Origin of the sequence: Pseudomonas sp. A1230 (assembly GCF_044218825.1) — a bacterium.
GTDB lineage: Bacteria > Pseudomonadota > Gammaproteobacteria > Pseudomonadales > Pseudomonadaceae > Aquipseudomonas > Aquipseudomonas iridis.
The window spans coordinates 5,911,245-5,929,606 of the sequence record NZ_CP162582.1 but is presented as its reverse complement, the minus strand read 5'-3'; the positions used below and the strand labels follow the sequence as shown (position 1 = coordinate 5,929,606).

The following is an 18,362-nucleotide window of genomic DNA, read 5'->3' as shown; positions in this document are numbered from 1 at the left end:
GCATGAGCATCGAATGGCACACGCTGGACCGCGAACCGAGTCTGCCCGGGCTGTACGCGCGGGCCGCGACACGACGCAAAATCACCGGTACGCAACTGCCCGACAGTGGTTTGCGCTGCTGGGTCGATGTCGACGGCAAACGGCTGGCGGACTATCGCAAGGTCTGCGGTTTTAACGACGATGGTCTGCTGCCGCCGACTTATCCACACATCCTCGCGTTTGCCTTGCAGATGCAATTGCTGACGGCCAAGGACTTTCCGTTTCCCCTGCTGGGGTTGATTCATTTGAGCAACCGCATTCGCGTGCTGCGGCCAATGGGCGGGATCAGTCGGGCGCAAGTCAGCGTGCGCGTACACAACCTGCAACCGCATCCCAAAGGGGCGACGTTCGATCTGTTGACCACCCTGGACGATCAGCTCGGACCGCTGTGGGAAGCCGAAAGCCAGATGCTCTGTCGCGGTGTGAAACTCGACGGTGAGGCCGTCGAGCAACATTGGGAACCGTCGCAAGCGCTGACTGAAGTGACGCACTGGAAAGCACCGGCAGACATCGGCCGGCAATACGCCAAGGTGTCCGGTGACTACAACCCGATTCACTTGAGTGCGGCCAGCGCCAAGCTGTTCGGTTTCCCCACGGCCATTGCCCATGGTTTGTGGAACAAGGCACGCACACTCGCGGCATTGGCGGATCATTTGCCCAAGGCCAATTTGGAAGTCACCGTGCACTTTCGCAAACCGGTGCGATTGCCGAGTGAAGTGACATTGCTCGCGAGCGAGGCAGGGTCCAGCGGCCAATTGCGACTGGTAGGCGCAGGAGACCTTGAGCATATGGTGGGTAATTGGCAGCCGATTGCCTGAATGCCATTTCGATCGTGTCGGGGGGCAAGCCTGTAAATTGTGTATATATCACTTAAGTTTTTCCGCGCTCTGCCCCCCGCTCCGACAAATCCCCAGCCTTGATTTTCAAGGCTTTTTTTTGTGCGTTTATATCGTGGGTATTAGTCCTTAGGCGCTGGACAGCACCTTATATATAAAGGCGTTAATACCAACTTGAGAATGGTGCGAACCCTGCCCCCGGACTGAGATTGACACAACGGACGAGGCATCACCGACAGCAGATCGGCGAGCCATCGAAGACAACGAACGTTGTGACTGGTGCAAGGAATACGATCATGAAAACTCAAAACGTGTGGTGCAAATCGGCAATCGCTCTGGCATTGATGCTTTCCCTCGGCCTCACCGGTTGCAGCAGCGGCGGTGGCGGCCACAAGAGCACTCCCGGCAGCTCTTCTTCGGGCAGCACCGCTGGCACCGATGGGACTGGTGGAACGGGTGGAACAGGTGACACCGCCGGAACGGGTGGCACTGGCGGCACTGGCAATACCGGAGGCACAGGCGGCACTGGCGGCCCCGGTGATACCGCCGGCACGGGTGGAACCGGGGGCACGGGTGGCACCGGCGGCACTAATCCTACCAATCCGACAAACCCGACAAACCCGACAGATCCAACCAATCCAACCAATCCAACGAACCCGACAGATCCAACCAACCCGACTAATCCCCCACCAGCACTGGTGACCACCACCCTCGTGCAGGATGTCGGTAAAACAGTCAGCGGCGTCGGCGATGGTGTCGGCCAGATTGGCGACTCTCTGAGCGGCGTGCCAGTCGTCGGCGGCGTAGTGCAGAGCGCGGCCAACACTGCTGGCAACGTCGTCACCACACTGGGCGACGGCGTAACCAACGGCATCGGTAAACTGGCGACTGATCCAAAAGGCCTGACCACCACCGTCTCTTCAGTCGGCGGCGTTGTGCAGGATGTCGGTGACGGCGTCTCCGATCTGAGCGGCAAACTGGCGACCGCAACCAATCGCGTCCCGGTGGTCGGCGGCGTGGTCACCAAAGTGGCTCCGTTGCTCGATGGCGTCGGCGAGAAAGTCACCATGCTCGGCGACACGTTGAACACAACACTCAGTACCGGCCCAACCAGCCAACTGACCAACACTGTCGGCGGCAAACTGGTGCCGGTGATCGCCATGGTTGAAAGTACTACGGACAAAATCGGTAGCGCCACCGGCCTTGGCACTCCGCTCAAAGGTGTGATCTCGCAAGTCGGCGGCGCGGTGAATGGCTTGGGCGGCAAGGTCACTGACGCCGGTCATGGCAATGCCTTGACCAACACCCTCGGCGGTGCGCTGAGCAATACCGGCACAGCCGCTGGCAAGGCCGGTGGCCTGGTGTCCAACGGCACCGGCTCGGGTACCGGTGGTATCGGCGGTGTCGGGGGTATCGGCGGTGCTGTGGGTGGGGCGGTCAGTGGTGTCGGCGGCGCGGTCGTGGCTGTCGGTGGCGCTATCAGTGGCGGCAGTGTCGGTGGCGGTGGGGTCGGTGGGGTTGGCGGCGCTCTGGCCGGCACTGGCCTGCTGCAAACCGTCGGCGGCGCAGTGGCCAACGTCGGCGCAGGCTTGAATGCCGGCAGCACCAACGGCGTGGTCAGTGCAGGTGGTGTCGCGGCGGGTGGTTTGGGTAATACCATCGCTTCGCTCAACACTGCACTTGGCGGATCGGGCACACCGATCACCGCTCCGACTTCAGCACTGGCTACCGTCGGCGCCACTGTGGGTGCTGGTCTGAACCCGGTTACCAGCGCTGTCACCAGCCTGACCCAAAATGTCGGCGCCACCACCGGTATCTCCGCACCTGTGGTCGGTCTCACCACACAGGTCGGCGGCGCAGTCAGCAACATCGGCAACACGATCGCTGCCACCAACAACCCGGTCACTACAGCCGTCGGAGGTCTGGTCAACAACGTGGGGGCTACCGTCGGCGCCGTCGGTGGGCTGGTCAATGGCGGTGCCGGTGCAGGCACCACCGGCGGCACCACAAGTGGTGGGCTGGGCGGTGTGCTCGGTGGTCTGACCGGCGCTCTGGGAGGCAATAAACGCTAAATTGCACCTGGCCGATTCGACGGCCTTACCTACAGCGCCTACGCTTGGTTGAGGGCGGAAGATTCCCACGAGTCTTCCGCTTTTTTCTTAGGAAAAACCAGCCCCTTGCTGTGTTCTGACCATGGAGTGTCCTATGCGCGTTATGGCATCCCTGCTGTTCCTCAGTCTCAGTTCCGCCGCCCTCGCCGACACCCTGCCCAGCTTTCTCAATAGCAACGAAACCATCCGCAACCTGCCCGTGCCAAATCTGCCGGCGGACGCCTATCGTCCGAGCGCCGCGCCGCTGCAAGTGCCTGACCCCGGCGCCGCCACCGCGCAACCGTTGCTGATGGAGACCAAAGTCAATCTGAGGACCGTACAGATCGAAGGCGGGACGATTTATCCGCTCAACGAACTGGCCGAAGTCTACAAGCCGTTGATCGGTCGCCAGACCAGCCTGGCCGACCTGATCGAAGCCACGCGCAACATCACCCGACGCTATCAAAAGGACGGCTATCTGTTGTCCTACGCCTTCCTGCCGCAACAGAATTTCGACGACGGCGTGGCGCGAGTGGTGCTGGTCGAAGGCTACGTTCGCGATGTGCAGATGCAGGGCGATGTCGGTCGGGTCAAAGGCCTGCTCGACAAACTGGCGGCGAAAATCCAGGCCGAACGGCCGCTGACCCGCAAGACCTTCGAGCGCTACACCACGCTGATGACGCGCATCCCCGGCGTGACGATTCAGGCCCAGGTGCCGCCGCCCGGCACCACTGACGGCGCGACGACGCTGATCGCCGAGGCCAGCCGCAAACCGTTCACCAGCACGCTGAGCGCCACCGAAAACAACCGTAACGGCACGCAAGCGTTGCTCGGTGTCAGCAGCAACTCGCAGACGTCCATGGGCGAGCAACTGACCCTCAGCGGCCTGTTCCCGCCGGGGGATGACCACGAACGTTACTATCGCCTCGACTACAGCCAGTTCCTCGATGCTGAAGGCACACAACTGAATCTGTCGGCCTCGCGTTATCGCGCCGACCCCGGCACCGAGGTGCTGGTCAACAATGGCGGCCGCCTCGATACCCACCGCGAAAACGACCGTTACTCGATCGGCTTCAGCGTGCCGTTGATTGCCTCCGCCAACGAACTGCTGACTGCCGGCTCGCGCCTGTACGCGGTCGACGACAAGACCCGCTACGACGGCATCAACTTTCCGTTCAGCACGGAATTTCGCACCGACATCCGCGCCCTCGCCTTCGAAGGCGACTGGCGCAAGGCCGATGCCCGGCAATTGCGCATCCTCAGCGCTGGCGTCTATCAGGGTTTCGACAGCCTGGGCGCGCATACCAACTTCGACGACATCGACCTGGACTTCTTCCGCGCGCGACTCTCCGGCGTGCAGAGCGACAAGTTCTTCGACAACTGGCAAGGCGTGCTGTCGGCGGCGTTGTACTGGAGCGACGACACCCTGCCCGACAGCGAGCGCGCCGTGTTCGGCGGGCAGAATTTCGGTCGCGGTTATCCCGATGACCAGGCGTCCGGCGACAAGGGTTGGGGGGTGGCTTACGAGGTCAACTACAGCTTCAACCGTGAAGGCAACTGGGTGCGCATCCTGCAACCGTACGTAGTGCTCGATCGCTCACGCAGCTGGTTCAATGATTTGCCGGTGCAGGCCAACAACCTGTCATCGGCAGCGATCGGGTTAAGGTTTGGTGACGCCAAGTACTACAACATTGCGTTGGAGGCGGCGAAGGCGATGTCCGATGAGGCACTGGACACCTTCAATCGCAAACCGCGGTACAGCATCAGCTTCAGTTATCAGTTGTAAAAACCCAATGCAGGAGCTGCCGCAGACTGCGATCTTTTGATCTTGAAAAACAGGATCAAAAGATCGCAGCCTGCGGCAGCTCCTACAGGGGAATGCGTTCCTCATGTGGGAGCGCATAGTGTGAAGGTGGATCAGAACGCGTAACGCACCTTCGCCGTGAAACCATCGGCGTCAAACCCGCTAGCCGTCACGTAGTTGTACGAACCGCCGACACTCCACGCCCCCATTCGGTAGTTGGCACCCAGGCCCAACTCGTAGCTGTCACGCACCGGCGTGGTACCACGACTGGTGAACGAATCACCGCCCAATACGAACGAAGACTGAGTGGCAACCTTGTCGCCAATCACATCGTGCCAAGCCATGAGTTTCGCTTCCGGCTCAAGACTGCCAGCGCCCAGCGCAAATGCAGCGGCCAGACGCGCGCCCATGCCCAACTCACCGACTTCGTAACGCTGGCTGCCGACATTCAACGCTGCCGCACTACCCTTCTCGCGATAGGAATCCATTCCCACGTTGGCATAGCGCGCGCCAACCTGCGGTTCAAGCACCACATCCGGCATCAGCCGCAGGCTGTAGCCGGCCAAAGCACTCACGCCAAATACCTCACTGTCGTAATCGGCCTTCGCGCGGGTGCCGGCGATGTAGCGTTTGGACTCGTTATCGTTCCAGCCGTACATCAGCGACGTGTCGACGAACCAGTTGTCATGCACCCAGTTGCCGTACACAGTCAGCGCGTGGCCGGTCACTTTGGTCTTGCTGCCGAGGTCGGATTTCACATCGGTGTCGAGGTAGCTGTAAGCCAGGCCCACTGTCGTGTCGGCATTCAACTGACCGTCGGCACCCACGGCAATCCCGTGGCTGTCGGCGTCATAACCCGACACACCGCGACGTTCGTCCTGATTGGCATCGCTGCTCAGGGCTTGCAGCCACACGCCTTTTTCGCTCGAACCGGTGGCATTGCGCGCACGACTGGAGCGTTCGTTGATCACGCCGGAGACCAGCGTCTGGCTGTTGGTCGCGGCGTGCAGCACACCCCGGCTAACATCCGGGCTGAGGGACTCGGACAGACGCGCCAGTTGCGCATCGGTGCTGGCATTGGCGAAGGTCTGGAACACCGGATCCTGCTCATCGATGCGTGACATCAGGCTGGTCAAATGTCCTGCCGCCGTTGCAGCGTTGTGGCTGCCACCGGCATCCAGCGTGTTTTCCGTCACCACTTCCTGCGACTTGGTGCTGACCAATGCCTTGATATCGTTGCCTTCGACGCCATAGCTTTTTACATAGAGCAGCGCGGAGGTCGACTCGACGGCGAGGTTTTCCCCACCGACGAGATTGCCTGAACTGATCAAGGTGTATCGGTTGCCGGCGGCGGCGGTGCGGAAATCGCTGGAGCGCGCCTGCAACTGCAGGTGTCCGCCCGGGGCGATGTCGGTGGTGCCGCTGACCGTCAGAATCGGCCGGTTGATGTCGGTGTCATTGCCGACCGACATCGCGATATTCGAATCGGCGTCTTCCATGTCCAGATTGCCGATGATCGTGGTATGGGCTTGCTCCAGGGTCAGAGTGCCCTCTTGAACCGTGACGTAACCGGACTTGATCGTCGCGCCATCGAAGTTGACCTCGCCATCAATCGACACCCCGGTCAGGCCCAGCAAGTCGCCTTTGACATCGCCGTTATTCCAGTAAAAGTAACTCAGGCCGTCGTCCACTTGAATGGCCGCAGTACCGCCCCCGATCGATCCATATGACTGAACAATGTTGAGCGGACCTTGCCCTGCGGGCTGGTTGAGTACATGGATACCGATGTTCTCCCCATAAACGGTGCCGTAGTTGTAGAGGCCATATTGGCTCGCATTCGATGCAGGCACGAGCTGCACCCCGTTCAACACCAAGGCTTCAGCGCCGCTGCCAGTGGCCCTCATCGTCGACCGGCTCATGACGGGGCCTGACAGCGCGGTGTTTTCCAGATAAAGGCCCCGGGCGTGGGTGCCGCTGACGACAATCGGAGCGGCGTTGATCACCCCGCTGCCAAAAGTGCTGCCGATCAGCGCAACCCCGGTGGCGTTGTTGCCGCTCACGTTGATAGCGCCTGAGCTCATGAAGGCGCCACGAACCGGAATGTCCTTCAGTGCGATACCCGTCGACTCACCACTGGAAGCCAGACCATTGATGGTGACCAAGCCCTCGTTGCTGAAGTTGTAACCCAGCCGCGCCCACGACACACCCGCCGCCGGCGCGATGTCGATTCCGACCCCGTGAGTGGCGCCATCGATCGTGATCCTAGCCTTGTTGGTGATTTCGCTATTGACGGACAACCCGGTGAACTGCGCGGCGCTAGTCATCGCCGACGTCGAGCTTTCCACGACATTGGCAGTGCCGACGAGATTGAGGAAATCGTAGGTCTGCTTGACGCTGACCAGCGGCCCGCTCCCCAGATCGTAATTGAGCGTGACAGCCCCGACACTCGGAGCCTGAACAGCGGCGGCTGCCACAGAAAGCGCCAATAACGAGCGGCGCAGGCAAGAAGTATTCAAACGAGATTCCCTTCCAAAACATGAAAAACAGTTCCAGCAGGGTTCACGTATTCACTCAGTCATCCCTACCGACCCGCCAGATTGCCTGGTTCGGGCGCGGGGAATTTACACGAGCCATCATTTCGACACCATCAAAATGTCAACGAGATGACGTCAAATTTCAGATACCTCTTTGCGGCGGCTCCTGCGCAGAACAGGCAGGCAATAATGGGCTGGCTGAAAGGGCCTCATCGCTGGCAAGCCAGCTCCCACAGGTTTTGCATCAGTCTTGAATCAGCGCATGACCTTGTGGGAGCTGGCTTGCCAGCGATGAACGATAACGCGGTAAACCTGCGGATCAGGTCTGCGGATCTACCCGGTCCAGCGCGCGGTTCACCGCCAGCTCGGCGAGCATGATGATCTGCTGGATGCCCAGCACCGTGCTGCGCTGCAAGCCGCTCAGTTCATTGGCGAAGTTGCTGGCCGCCGCGCTGGCACTGGCCAGTGATTCACAGGCGTGGGCGAGCAGGCTTTCGGTATCGACGTTGGGGTTGACCAGGAACATCGTACTCGGCTGGCGCGGTTTGACGGGATCGGGGCAGAGGTAGAAATCCAGCGCACGCTTTATGGCTTCGCGGTTTTTCGTCTGCTCATCGACGCGGATGGCGTCGGCAAGTGGGGTGGGGGTTTCGAGGGGTGGATCGGGAATCAGCTTGTCCATTAACAACTCCTACTTGGCTGTCGGAGCCACCTCTTGTCGTTTCCACACGACGAAAAGGTGGCAGCTGTACGCGGGGTGGAAAACCGATAAGTAGGCAACCGGCCAGACCGAAGTCTGCCCACGCACAGCCGCCGCGACGCAGTTTGCAGACGAATGAAGACGTCGGCAACGATTAAGGTGCTGATGCAATGCATCTACTTAAGCGGGTTTCCACACCCGATCGCTGAGACGTCAGCGACACCCCAAGACTAGTGAGCGCACGTCCGACGGACAACCTGAAAACCTTGTGGGAGGGTTCCGAAAATCCCACACATGTTTAAACAACTGACAATGACGGGTTGGCTGAACTGGCCTCATCGCGGGCAAGCCCGCTCCCACAGGGTCATATGCCATTTTCAAGACAGATGCAGAACCTGTGGGAGCTGGCTTGCCAGCGATGAACGATAACGCGGTGAACCTGCCGAACAGATCAGCCCCCCGAACCGCTGTCGACCTCCCCGCCCTCGTCCTGATCGAAATACTGCGGAATCTCATGCAGGTAGCTTTTCAGCCAGCGCTGCATGGCCAGTTCACGCTCGGTCGGCGTCTGGGTTTGCACCGTCGGCGAGGCAACCTTGTTGCGGCTTTGCAGCAGCAGCCAGCCTTCGGTTTCCTGTTGCTGGGCCGAGGCCGGGCCGGCATCGATGGCGTGGCTGGTCAGCGGCAGTGCCAGCAGGCCAACAAACAAAATGGCAGCTTTCATCGCGGTCTCCTTACTTGAGCATCGCCGTGATGGCGGCGGTGGCCGGGCTCGGCACTTTGAGTTTTTCCGCGCGGCCCTGGGCTTCGCTGAACTGAGCAGGGCTCAGACCGAGACGGCTGACCAGTTCGGCGGCGCGGTTCCAGTCGTTCTGATACAGCAACAGCGTCACCAGGTTCAGCGCCGCCAATTGGTCGCTCTGCTTGAGCTCCATGGCGGTGAGGAATTCGAAGCGTGCGTCTTCAATGCGCAACTGGTTGAGGTACACCACCCCCAAGTCGTTACGGATTTTTTCGTCAGTCGGCGCCAGGCGTGCGGCGCGTTGCAAGTGCGCCTGCGCCTGGCCGTAGTCGGACCTGGCCGCTGCCAATTGGCCCAAGCCATGTTCGGCTTCGGCGGCCAGACATGAACCGAGCAGGCTGCGATACAAAGGCTCGGCCTCGCTGCGACCGAGCAAGCGATACGCCTTGGCCTTGCGCAGACGCACATCCGCGATGTTGTCCGGCAGGCTTTGCAGGTTGGCGAGGCTGGCGTGCAACTTGCCATCGTTGGCCATGTCATCGGCAAGGTTCAGCGACAGCTGTTGATCGGAACTCAACTTGGCGCAACTGGCGGTACTGGTCAGCGCTTGCCACGGGTTTTGCCCGGTGTTGGCACAACCACCGAGCATCAGTAAACAGACACCTGCAATCATTGCTTTCATCACCACTCCTTCAAGCACCCAACGCCTTCGCCAGGGCAGTGAAGCCCGGGCCGGCCAGGACAATCAATAACGCCGGGAAGAGAAACAGCATCATCACGACGGACATTTTTGCGGACATTTTCGAGATGTATTCCTGCAGGCGCGTCAGGCGCCGGTCATCAAGTAGCTGCTTGAGCGACAGCAGCGATTTCATAGCGCCGCCGCCCTGATACAGCAACTGCTGGAGGATCACGCAGGTGTCGGTGAACTCGTCGACCGCCAACAACTGCGTCGCCTTGTTGAGTTCTTCGCCGAGTTCAAGGCCAGAGTCGACCCGCGCCAGCACCAGACGTAACTCCTGGGTCAGCACCGGCAGCAACGCCTGACTTTCGTGGCTCAATACACGCAGCGCCTGCTCCACGGCCATGCCGGATTCGAAGAGGATGCGCAACAGCGGGATGAACGTGCTGATCTCGCTGGCCAGTTGTTTTTGCCGGCGAGCGACCGCGATCACCAACAGCCGTTTGGGCAACAGGTAGCCCACGCCGAGGGCGAACAGCGGCGCGATCCACTGTTTTTCCACGGCGGGGAAAAATACCGATTGCAGCAGCACCGCCAGCGCCAGCAACAACAACGGCGAGCCGATCTGGCAGGCGGCGAACAGCGAGCGCTGACGGGCACTGCGCCAGCCCAGACGGTTGAGCAGGGTCTGGGTTTCGTTGTCGAGCTTGACGCTGTGCTGGCCGACTTTGCTCTCGCCAAGCACTTGCAGAAGGTTTCCGAAGCGATTCTGGCGCAGCAGGTCGCCCTCCAGTCGCCGGCTGATCTGCTGGCTGCGGCGGCGCTGGTCCAGCAGGCTGAAAAGCAGCAACAGCGCGGCGCCAAGCAAGAGCAAGGCGCTGATCATCAGTGGCGTCGTCATAGGCTGCGCAACATCCGCCAGAGCAACAAACTGCCGATCACCTGCATGCCGAACGCCGTGGCCAGCATCCGCTGCCCGGAAGGGTCGTGCCACATGGCGACCAGATAAATCGGATTGGCCATCAGGAAATACCCGGCCATGGTGATCGGCAGCAGGCCCAGCACCCACGCGGTGAGGCGGGTTTCGCCGGTCATCGCGCGCAATTGACGCGCGGCCTGATCGCGCTCGCGGATCATCTTGATCAGGTTTTCCAGCAGCTCGCTGGCGTTGCCGCCGTAGCGATGATTGACCTTGAGGCCGAGGGCGAACAGGCGAAACTCGTCGCGCTCATAGAGTTCGGCCAGATCCGACACGGCGTCCGGCAGGCTCACGCCCAACTGCACGCTGCGCTGTACACGGCCCATGGCATCCTTGAGCGGATCTTCACTGGCCTCGATGGCACCGAGCACCGCATCGGCGAGGGTACGTCCGGACTTCAGGCTGCGTACGGTGTGGTCGAGCAGTTGCGGCAATTGTTCGATCATTCGCCGCAATCGCCTTTGGTAGCGCCAACTGACGTACAACCGCACGGCCACTGGCGGCAATACCAGCATCACCAATAGGCCGATCCATCCGGCGAGCGCCAGACTCAGCACGATGGCGAACATCCAGAGCAGGATCCATGCACCAAGACGCTCGGTCGGACGCCCCAGGCCTGCGCGCAAGAAAGCACGTTCAAGGCCCGCCCAGCCGGGTTTCGGCGAGAGGCCCTGCGGCTGTCCCTCGTTCAATCGTTCCATTACTCGAGTGGCACCACTCAAGCGCCATGCCTTATAGAACAAACGCATGGATTGCACGAACAAAGCCAGACTGAGCAAGTACAGCAACAGCGGTTTAAGCATGCTGTGGGCCCTCAGTGCGCGAGCATCGGTTCACGGCGCAACTTGTCGCCAGCCGGGTTGAGCGCCTCGCGCATGAAGCCGAAGCCTGTGCGGCGGTCGAGACGGAACAGGGTGTTGGTAACGTAGACGTCCTCGCGCACGCCAACCACTTCCACCACCTCGCTGACGCAGCGACGGCCGTCCGGCATGCGCGTCAGTTGAATCACCACATCCAGCGCGGCGCAAATCATCTGGCGCAAGGTGCGTTCGGCGATGGTGCGCCCGGTCAGGCCGACCAGGGTCTCCAGACGCAGCAAGGCGTCCTGGGCATTGTTGGCGTGCACGGTGCTCATCGAGCCGTCGTGACCGGTGTTCATCGCCGTCAGCACATCGACCACTTCAACGCCGCGAATCTCGCCAAGGATGATCCGGTCGGGACGCATGCGCAGAGCGTTGCGGATCAGGTCGCTGGCTTTCACCTCGCCATGGCCTTCGGCGTTTGGCGGCCGGGTTTCGAGGCGCACGACGTGAGGATGACCAAGCTGCAGTTCGGCAACGTCCTCGATGGTCACCAGACGTTCATTAGGATTGATCAACTGGCTGAGGATGTTCAGCAAGGTGGTTTTGCCGGTGCCGGTGCCGCCGCTGATGAGGATGTTGCAGCGCTTGCCTACCGCCTCCTGAATGAAGTCGAAGATAGCCTGATCGATGGTTTGCATTGCCATCAAGTCAGTGCTCTTGAGCATGTCCTTGCGAAATTTGCGGATCGACAGGCACGGGCCGTCGAGAGCAATCGGCGGGATGATGGCGTTGACCCGACTGCCATCGGGCAGGCGTGCATCGACCATCGGCGACGACTCATCGAGACGCCGACCGAGTGGCCCGAGAATGCGCTGCATCACCCGTTCAACGTGGTGCGCATCAATAAAGCGCAGGTCGCTCAGGTGCAGCACGCCGTCGCGTTCGATGAACACCCGGTGCGGGCCGTTGACCAGAATTTCGGTCACCGCGCTGTCGCGCAGCAGCACTTCCAGCGGGCCGAAACCGGTTAGCTCATCGACGATTTCTTCGGCCAGGCGCTCCATCTCATAACGGGAAATCGCCAGGTGCAGGCGTGCGATGTATTCGGCGACCTTGTCGATGACGAATTGCGAAAGCACCTGCCGCGAGCCTTCCAGCAGGTTTTTCCCCGACTCTTCGATGGCGTCGATGATGTAACGGTGCAGCACCAGTTTCAGGCCATCGTGATCGGTGTTGCCGGACGCGGGGCGCTGCGACCCGCCGAACAATTGCTCGCCGTTCATGAGGTGCCTCGCAAGCGGTCGAACCAGCTGACTTTGGGTTTGGCCAGGCCTTCGGAGCGTTTCGCCAGGCGTTCGCCGAGGGTACGCAGGCTCTGGCTGATGGCCTCACGCGGGGCCAGTTCGAACAGGCTGACGCCCTGGTTTTTTGCGTTTAGACGAATCTCCGGGCTGTAGGCGAGCACCGCGATGACCTCCAGGCCGAAGGTCTTGCCGAGGGTGTCGGAATCCGGCGCGACGTTGCGCAGGTAGCGATCCACCAGCAACCGGCCATGGTCAAGTTTCATGCCTTTTTCGCGCCACAGATTGAGCACCGCGAGGTTGCGCCGACAGTCGAGAACGTTCTGGTCGGTGTACCAGATCAGCTTGTCGCAATGGCTGACGAAGGTGCGCAGCGCTTCGCTGTCGGGCTGGCCGGTGAGGTTGACCACGATGTGCTGGAAGTGCTGGCGCAAGGCGCTGAGCAACATGTACAACTCGGCGGCGCTGGTGCGCTCCAGCGGCTCGTCGCCGTTGGCGTAGGCAAGAATGCGCAGGCCCGCTTCGGCGCTGGTGAAGGCGCTGTCGATCAGGGTCGTATCGAGCCGCCGCAAGTGGCGCAGCGCGTCGCCGAAATGGAACGAACTCTCAAGTCCGAGCAAGGCCAGACTGTCGCCGCGCGGCAGGCCCAGATCGAGCAGCAGGGTTTGCTGGCCGCTCTTCTGCACCACCAGCGCCATGTGGTTGGCGAGCAGTGCGCCGTCGGCGTTGCTTTGTACGCCGTAGAGCACCGTCAAACCACCGAGCTGAGTGCTCGGCGTCACCGCCGGCAGACGTTTGCTCAGGCGTCGCACCAGCCCGGCAACTTCGCTGGAGCGTGAACCGTAGGCGACAAAATCCCGCGCGCCGGCGCGCATTGCGTTGAGCACCAACTGATTGTCCATACCGTCACCGAGGGCGACGATGGCGAGCATCGGCTTGGCTTCCAGCACTCCTTCGATCAGGGCGCTTTGCGCCACCAGATGATCACGATCAAGTCCCACGAACACCAGGCTGGCGAAGGTCACATCGACCAGCGCCAGCAACTCGTCAAGGCTGCCGCCACCGGCGCTGACCACCTGACCGAGTGGCGCCAGCGCGCCTTGCAGCCATTCAAGGTCGGTGTCGTTGCGGGTGATGGCGAGGAAGGTCTGACTCAGGTTCTGGCTCATTGCGATAATCCGCTGCGTTTATCGAAGTTGCCGTTTTCGAGGAAGTACAGGCGATACCAGTTCGGGTCGTAGTTGCGCAGTTTCTCCCCCGGCAGCGAAGGCAGCGGTGCATTGGCAGCCAGTGGCTGCACCAGGTGCGGGGTGACGATCATCAGCAACTCGCGCTCTTCGCGATTGATCGATGAGTTGCGGAAAAATGCGCCCAGGACCGGGATGTCGCCAAGGCCGGGAAATTTATTCACTTCAGAGGCGTTGCGCGTGCTGATCAACCCGCTGATCACAAAGCTTTCACCGTCGGCCAGAGAGATGCTGGTGTCGGTGCGGCGGATGTTGAACGCCGGCACTTTGGTGCCGCCGATGGTCACGCCATTGTTGTAGTCCAGCTCGCTGACTTCAGGGGCGACTTTGAGCGCGATGCGGTTGTTGCTGACCACGGTCGGCGTCAGCGTCAAACGAATGCCGAACTCCTTGTATTCGATGGAGTAACTGTTGCTGTTGGCGCTCGGCACCGGGATCGGAATCTCACCACCAGCAAGGAAGCTCGCGCTCTGCCCGCTCAGCGCTACCAGGCTTGGCCGCGCCAGGGTGTAGGCAAAACCGCTGCCCTCCAGCGCATTGACGATGCCAAGAAATTTGCTGCTGCCGCCGCCCCAGACAATATTGAACGCGTCGTTGACCAACGGAATGCTCGGTGCAATGACCGGCACCGTACCCGGCCTGACTACGGTGCCCGGCACCGTGCCCGGGCCGCCGAACAGGAAGTTGTTGGGGCCCTTGCCGTAGATCGAGGTGCCGGCCTCTTTCAGTTTGGATCGGCTGACTTCGACAAAACGGATGTCGGTTTGCACTTGCGAGGGCAGGTTCAAGTCAGCGCTTGCCGGTAACGCAACAGCGGTCATCGCCGCGCTGGCCTTGCCCTGCACAAACACCATGCTTTGGCGCGGCGCGCTGGCGCAGGCACTCCAGATCATCAGCGTGGTGGCACCGGGCGCGACGCCGGTGAGCAACACGCCTTGATCGCCGGTCACGCGCACATCGGCGATTTTCGGGTCACCCACCGCAACCCGAGTGATGGGCACGGGTGATTGCAGCGCCTGTTGCAGGCCTTCGCCGACTTCCAGCGTCGCCGGCAACGGACCAAGTGCGGCACAGTTGCTGGCGGCGGCGCCTGCACTTGAGATCGAGGCGATGCTCAGCAGCGCAGCTCGAAAAAAGCCATTGAACAGGGGCGTAAAGCGTTTGCGCATGTAAAGGCGTCCTTGCTCGGGTCAGGGAGTGGGTTGAGCGGCTTCGGCACCGCGGATGACTTCCACGGCGGGTTTGCGCGCAACCGGTTGGCCGGCCACAGCGACGGGCCTGGGCGGGGGTGTCAGGGACAATTGACTGAACTCGAGCAAATCCCGGCGCGGTGTATCGAGCCGCGTCGCCACATCGTTTTCGCCGGCCCAGTATTTCGCCAGTTGCTGCTCATCGGCGCTGCGCACCGCCAGGCGCAGCACACCGGCGCCCGACGCCAGCATCAAACGGCTGAGCAACGGTTCCGGCACCGCAAGCACCACGCTGCGCGCGGCCATGCGTTGTTGATCCTGTCTCAGGCGCTCTTCATCGGTGCGCGCGGGGCTGGCGGGTTGACCCTCGTTGGTCAGGCCCATCTGACTGCCGACGACCAGTACGCGCACCGCTGGCACCACCAGTTGCGCCGAGGGCTGCAAATTGTTTTCGTCCTTGCGCAGAAACAGCAGTACATCGACGTAATCGCCGGGCGCCAATTGCCCACCAGCGTTAATCACTTCATCCACCGCCACGGCCAATGCGCGCTCACCAGGGCGAATCATGCGTGCCAGTTGGCTACCCGCTTCGAAGCTTTCTTCACTCAACCAACTACCGGCGCTCAACGGGCGCCAAGGCGTGCGGCCGATCACCTGGTCGACAGCGCCAAGGCTGCCGGCGGGAGCGGTGCGCAGTTTTTCCACGGCGACATCGGCCGCGGTGATTTTCACGAACGGCGCGATATCGCGCAGCAGGACAACAACGGGTTGGCGGGTCGGGTCTTCAACCGGTGTCGCAGGCGCAGCGTTCGGTGACACGACAGCGACAGCAGCGGGCGCTGCGGCCGGTTCGACGACCGGTTGACGGCTTAAAGTCAGCCCCCAGTATCCGGCGATGATGGCACCTAGCAGAAGCAATCCGGCCAGACCCAAAGTGACGCGACTGTTCATGACGGCTCTCCCTTTCCTGCTGCGTTGTGTCTTTTGCAATGACCCGTGACTTCCATCGAGACAAATTCGCAATCAGGCAGCTATGAACAAGTAACTATTTCGCTATTTGACGGTAGCGCAGCGCGAACAAAACGCCATTAAACCCACTCAAATATCCGCGAAAATCAGAGGGCTCACGCGCCAAACGTCGTTTTATGCCGTTAAACGGCGCACTACTACTAAAGCGTTAATCCGTTCTTACAGTTGTTGGGGCAGGAAATGCCGACAATGCTGATGCTGGCACAGGGAAATCATGTTGCGAACGCGCAACACCTGGTGCGCTCAAGGAGAATCCTTATGTCGTATTCGCGCGTTGTTGCAAAAATCAAATCCGAGTTCGCGTTCTTCAAAAGCCTGGCCAAAGACACCGAGGGTGCTTCGGCCATCGAATATGCGTTGGTGGTCGGTTTGGTGGCGCTGGCGGTTGCCGCTTTCGGTAACGGCATAGGCACCGCTGTCACCACCATCCTGACCACGATCCAGACCGCCCTCACCTGATCGAACCGATAACTTGTCAATGCAGCCATTGGGTTCTAACGTCAGCACTCAGCCCATTGCAGGTGTTGCCTATGAACTCTTCACATACTCCACGCCAGCAGTTGCTCCTCGTCGACGATGAAGAGGACGCACTGCTGGAGCTTGCGGAGTTGCTGGAGGGCGAAGGCTTCACCTGTCACACCGCAACGTCGGTGAAACTCGCCCTGCACCATCTCACCCGCCATCCCGATATCGCCCTGGTGATCACTGATCTGCGCATGCCGGAAGAAAGCGGCATGTCGCTGATCAAGCGTCTGCGTGAACACACCTCGCGCCAGCATTTGCCGGTGATCGTCACGTCCGGGCATGCGGACATGGAGGATGTCAGCGACATGCTGCGTCTGCAGGTGCTGGATCTGTTCCGCAAACCGATTTATCACGTGCGCCTGCTGGAAACCCTCGACAACCTGTTCCCCAAGTCGAAGGCCTTTATCGGTTGAATCACGGCGATTGAGATAAGTGACCCCGCGCAAGGGCGGGGTCGACAAGGGTCAGTGCGCGGTCACGCGTTGACGTCCCGAGTTGCTCGGTGACAACGCCAAAGCCAATTGGGTGCGGTTGTGCATATGCGTCAGGCGCAGCACCTGCGAGACATAGAGTTTTACCGTGTTTTCGGTAATCCCCAACTCACACGCAATCTGGTAGTTGGTCTGGCCCTTGCCTACCAACCGTGCGACATCGAGCTGACGTGGCGACAGCTGATTGAAAATCGCCGGTATCTCAAGCCCTTCGACATCAGCCGATCCTTCGTCACTCACCGTGGCAGGACCGCGGCGGACTTTGTCGAGGTCCTGGTAAAGGTCGTCAATCGACTCGGACAGGTATTGCAGCTTCTGATTCAGGTGGCCCAACTGCAGGGTTTTCTGCCGCTCTTGCAGTGCCACTTCCTGGCGTTGCAGACCTTCGAGCAATTCATCCAGATCAATCGGTTTCTGGTAGTAGTCGGCAATCCCGGCGCGCAATGCCTTGATCACGTCCTGCTTGTCGGCGCGCCCGGTGAGCATGATGGCTTCGAAAGCACGGTGCTTGCCCGACAACCGTTGCAGTTCCTGCACCAGTTCAATGCCGTCCATGTCCGGCATGTGCAGGTCACACAACACCAGGCCGATAGCAGGGTCTTCGATGAATTGTTCGATCGCCTGCTTGCTCGATTCGCAAGGCACGCAACGGTAGCCGCTGCTCTCGAGGAATTCGCAGAGTTCCTCAACAATCAGCGGCTGATCGTCGACTACCAGAACCTTTATCGCAGACGTAAGCTTGTTCACTTGCCACTCCATGCCCAGGCCAAAGGCTGACCGTTCCTGTACTTACAGCGCAATGCTGTACAGCGTTGCTTTGAAAGTAGACGCACTTTCTGACTATGTACATAGCAGTAGTGGCAAGGGGCGACTAATGGAACCAGAGCAAAGTGAGGATTATTCCAGACAGCACGAACGGAGCAAATGGCAGCTTTTTTGACACATTTGGGGCCATATATCGAAGATGTTCTCTAAGTCCCTGACTCATATGCAGCCAGAGTTTTGGCGCCAGCAACATCCACAGGGCGCTGGTCAGCGCCGCACCGATAAATGCGCCGAGCAAGTGTGCACCGTCCGTCGCAAGGGCCAAGGCTGTCATTAATTTCACATCGCCCGCACCAAAACGTTTCAAAATATAACCGGGAAGAGTAAGCACCAGCGCCAGCAATACTGCCCAGCCGCCTTGTGCCGCATCGGCCCCGATCCAGGTGTGGCCAGTCAACAGCAAGTACGCCGCGGCGAGGCTGCCGACACCCAGCGTCAGGGCGTTGCCAATATGCCGTTGCCGGGCATCCTGCGCCGCGCATAGCGCCAGCCAGATCAGTAGGACAAAGCTGTGCATGCGGTAAAAAACGTCCGTTTTGGCCGAA

17 protein-coding genes are annotated in these 18,362 nt (G+C 60.6%); 5 read left to right on the top strand and 12 right to left on the bottom strand.

What is annotated here, in order from left to right; translation table 11 throughout:
- Window positions 1-2: 2 nt before the first annotated feature.
- From AB4P97_RS27440 to AB4P97_RS27430, 3 genes are all read left to right on the top strand, one after another.
- A complete protein-coding gene (locus AB4P97_RS27440; protein ID WP_395601875.1) occupies window positions 3-857 on the top strand; it encodes a MaoC family dehydratase in 855 nt (284 codons plus the stop codon).
- 314 nt (window positions 858-1,171) lie between these two features.
- Window positions 1,172-2,947: a collagen-like triple helix repeat-containing protein gene (locus AB4P97_RS27435; RefSeq protein ID WP_395601874.1), complete on the top strand. Its 1,776-nt coding sequence runs from the start codon at window positions 1,172-1,174 to the stop codon at window positions 2,945-2,947.
- Window positions 2,948-3,080: 133 nt separating this feature from the next.
- Window positions 3,081-4,751, top strand: a complete 1,671-nt coding sequence (locus AB4P97_RS27430) for a ShlB/FhaC/HecB family hemolysin secretion/activation protein (RefSeq protein ID WP_395601873.1) — start codon at window positions 3,081-3,083, stop codon at window positions 4,749-4,751.
- 131 nt (window positions 4,752-4,882) lie between these two features.
- Here AB4P97_RS27430 and AB4P97_RS27425 read toward each other — a convergent pair whose 3' ends face one another.
- From AB4P97_RS27425 to cpaB, 10 genes are all read right to left on the bottom strand, one after another.
- Window positions 4,883-7,285 (bottom strand): autotransporter outer membrane beta-barrel domain-containing protein, encoded by a 2,403-nt coding sequence (locus tag AB4P97_RS27425; protein ID WP_395601872.1) that lies wholly within the window; start codon window positions 7,283-7,285, stop codon window positions 4,883-4,885.
- Between the two features lie 337 nt (window positions 7,286-7,622).
- A complete protein-coding gene (locus AB4P97_RS27420; RefSeq protein WP_395601871.1) occupies window positions 7,623-7,985 on the bottom strand; it encodes a DUF6124 family protein in 363 nt (120 codons plus the stop codon).
- 469 nt (window positions 7,986-8,454) lie between these two features.
- A complete protein-coding gene (locus AB4P97_RS27415) occupies window positions 8,455-8,727 on the bottom strand; it encodes a DUF3613 domain-containing protein (protein WP_042557502.1) in 273 nt (90 codons plus the stop codon).
- Between the two features lie 10 nt (window positions 8,728-8,737).
- Window positions 8,738-9,427 carry a hypothetical protein gene (locus tag AB4P97_RS27410; protein WP_395601870.1) on the bottom strand — a complete coding sequence of 230 codons (690 nt, stop codon included), beginning with the start codon at window positions 9,425-9,427 and terminating at the stop codon, window positions 8,738-8,740.
- Window positions 9,428-9,437: 10 nt separating this feature from the next.
- Window positions 9,438-10,328, bottom strand: a complete 891-nt coding sequence (locus AB4P97_RS27405) for a type II secretion system F family protein (protein ID WP_042557500.1) — start codon at window positions 10,326-10,328, stop codon at window positions 9,438-9,440.
- A complete protein-coding gene (locus AB4P97_RS27400) occupies window positions 10,325-11,209 on the bottom strand; it encodes a type II secretion system F family protein (protein ID WP_042557499.1) in 885 nt (294 codons plus the stop codon). The genes AB4P97_RS27405 and AB4P97_RS27400 overlap by 4 nt, the downstream gene beginning before the upstream one ends.
- Before the next feature lie 11 nt (window positions 11,210-11,220).
- Window positions 11,221-12,492: a CpaF family protein gene (locus tag AB4P97_RS27395; protein WP_115145880.1), complete on the bottom strand. Its 1,272-nt coding sequence runs from the start codon at window positions 12,490-12,492 to the stop codon at window positions 11,221-11,223.
- A complete protein-coding gene (locus AB4P97_RS27390; RefSeq protein WP_042557497.1) occupies window positions 12,489-13,679 on the bottom strand; it encodes a pilus assembly protein in 1,191 nt (396 codons plus the stop codon). The genes AB4P97_RS27395 and AB4P97_RS27390 overlap by 4 nt, the downstream gene beginning before the upstream one ends.
- Entirely contained in the window at window positions 13,676-14,926 is a 1,251-nt protein-coding gene (locus AB4P97_RS27385; RefSeq protein WP_395601869.1) for a type II and III secretion system protein family protein, read from the bottom strand. The genes AB4P97_RS27390 and AB4P97_RS27385 overlap by 4 nt, the downstream gene beginning before the upstream one ends.
- Window positions 14,927-14,947: 21 nt before the next feature.
- Complete coding sequence (gene cpaB / locus AB4P97_RS27380; protein WP_395601868.1) at window positions 14,948-15,898, bottom strand: Flp pilus assembly protein CpaB; 951 nt, start codon at window positions 15,896-15,898, stop codon at window positions 14,948-14,950.
- Between the two features lie 336 nt (window positions 15,899-16,234).
- Here cpaB and AB4P97_RS27375 point away from each other — a divergent pair, with 336 nt between their 5' ends.
- Both AB4P97_RS27375 and AB4P97_RS27370 read left to right on the top strand, forming a co-directional pair.
- Window positions 16,235-16,435 (top strand): Flp family type IVb pilin, encoded by a 201-nt coding sequence (locus AB4P97_RS27375; protein ID WP_395601867.1) that lies wholly within the window; start codon window positions 16,235-16,237, stop codon window positions 16,433-16,435.
- Between the two features lie 71 nt (window positions 16,436-16,506).
- Window positions 16,507-16,914, top strand: coding sequence for a response regulator (locus AB4P97_RS27370; RefSeq protein ID WP_042557493.1), 408 nt, complete (start codon window positions 16,507-16,509; stop codon window positions 16,912-16,914).
- A 51-nt stretch (window positions 16,915-16,965) separates the two neighbouring features.
- Here the strand turns inward: AB4P97_RS27370 and AB4P97_RS27365 are convergent, their stop codons facing one another.
- Window positions 16,966-17,739: a response regulator transcription factor gene (locus tag AB4P97_RS27365; RefSeq protein WP_042561946.1), complete on the bottom strand. Its 774-nt coding sequence runs from the start codon at window positions 17,737-17,739 to the stop codon at window positions 16,966-16,968.
- A gap of 124 nt (window positions 17,740-17,863) precedes the next feature.
- Window positions 17,864-18,334 carry a prepilin peptidase gene (locus AB4P97_RS27360; RefSeq protein WP_042557492.1) on the bottom strand — a complete coding sequence of 157 codons (471 nt, stop codon included), beginning with the start codon at window positions 18,332-18,334 and terminating at the stop codon, window positions 17,864-17,866.
- Between the last annotated feature and the right edge of the window lie 28 nt (window positions 18,335-18,362).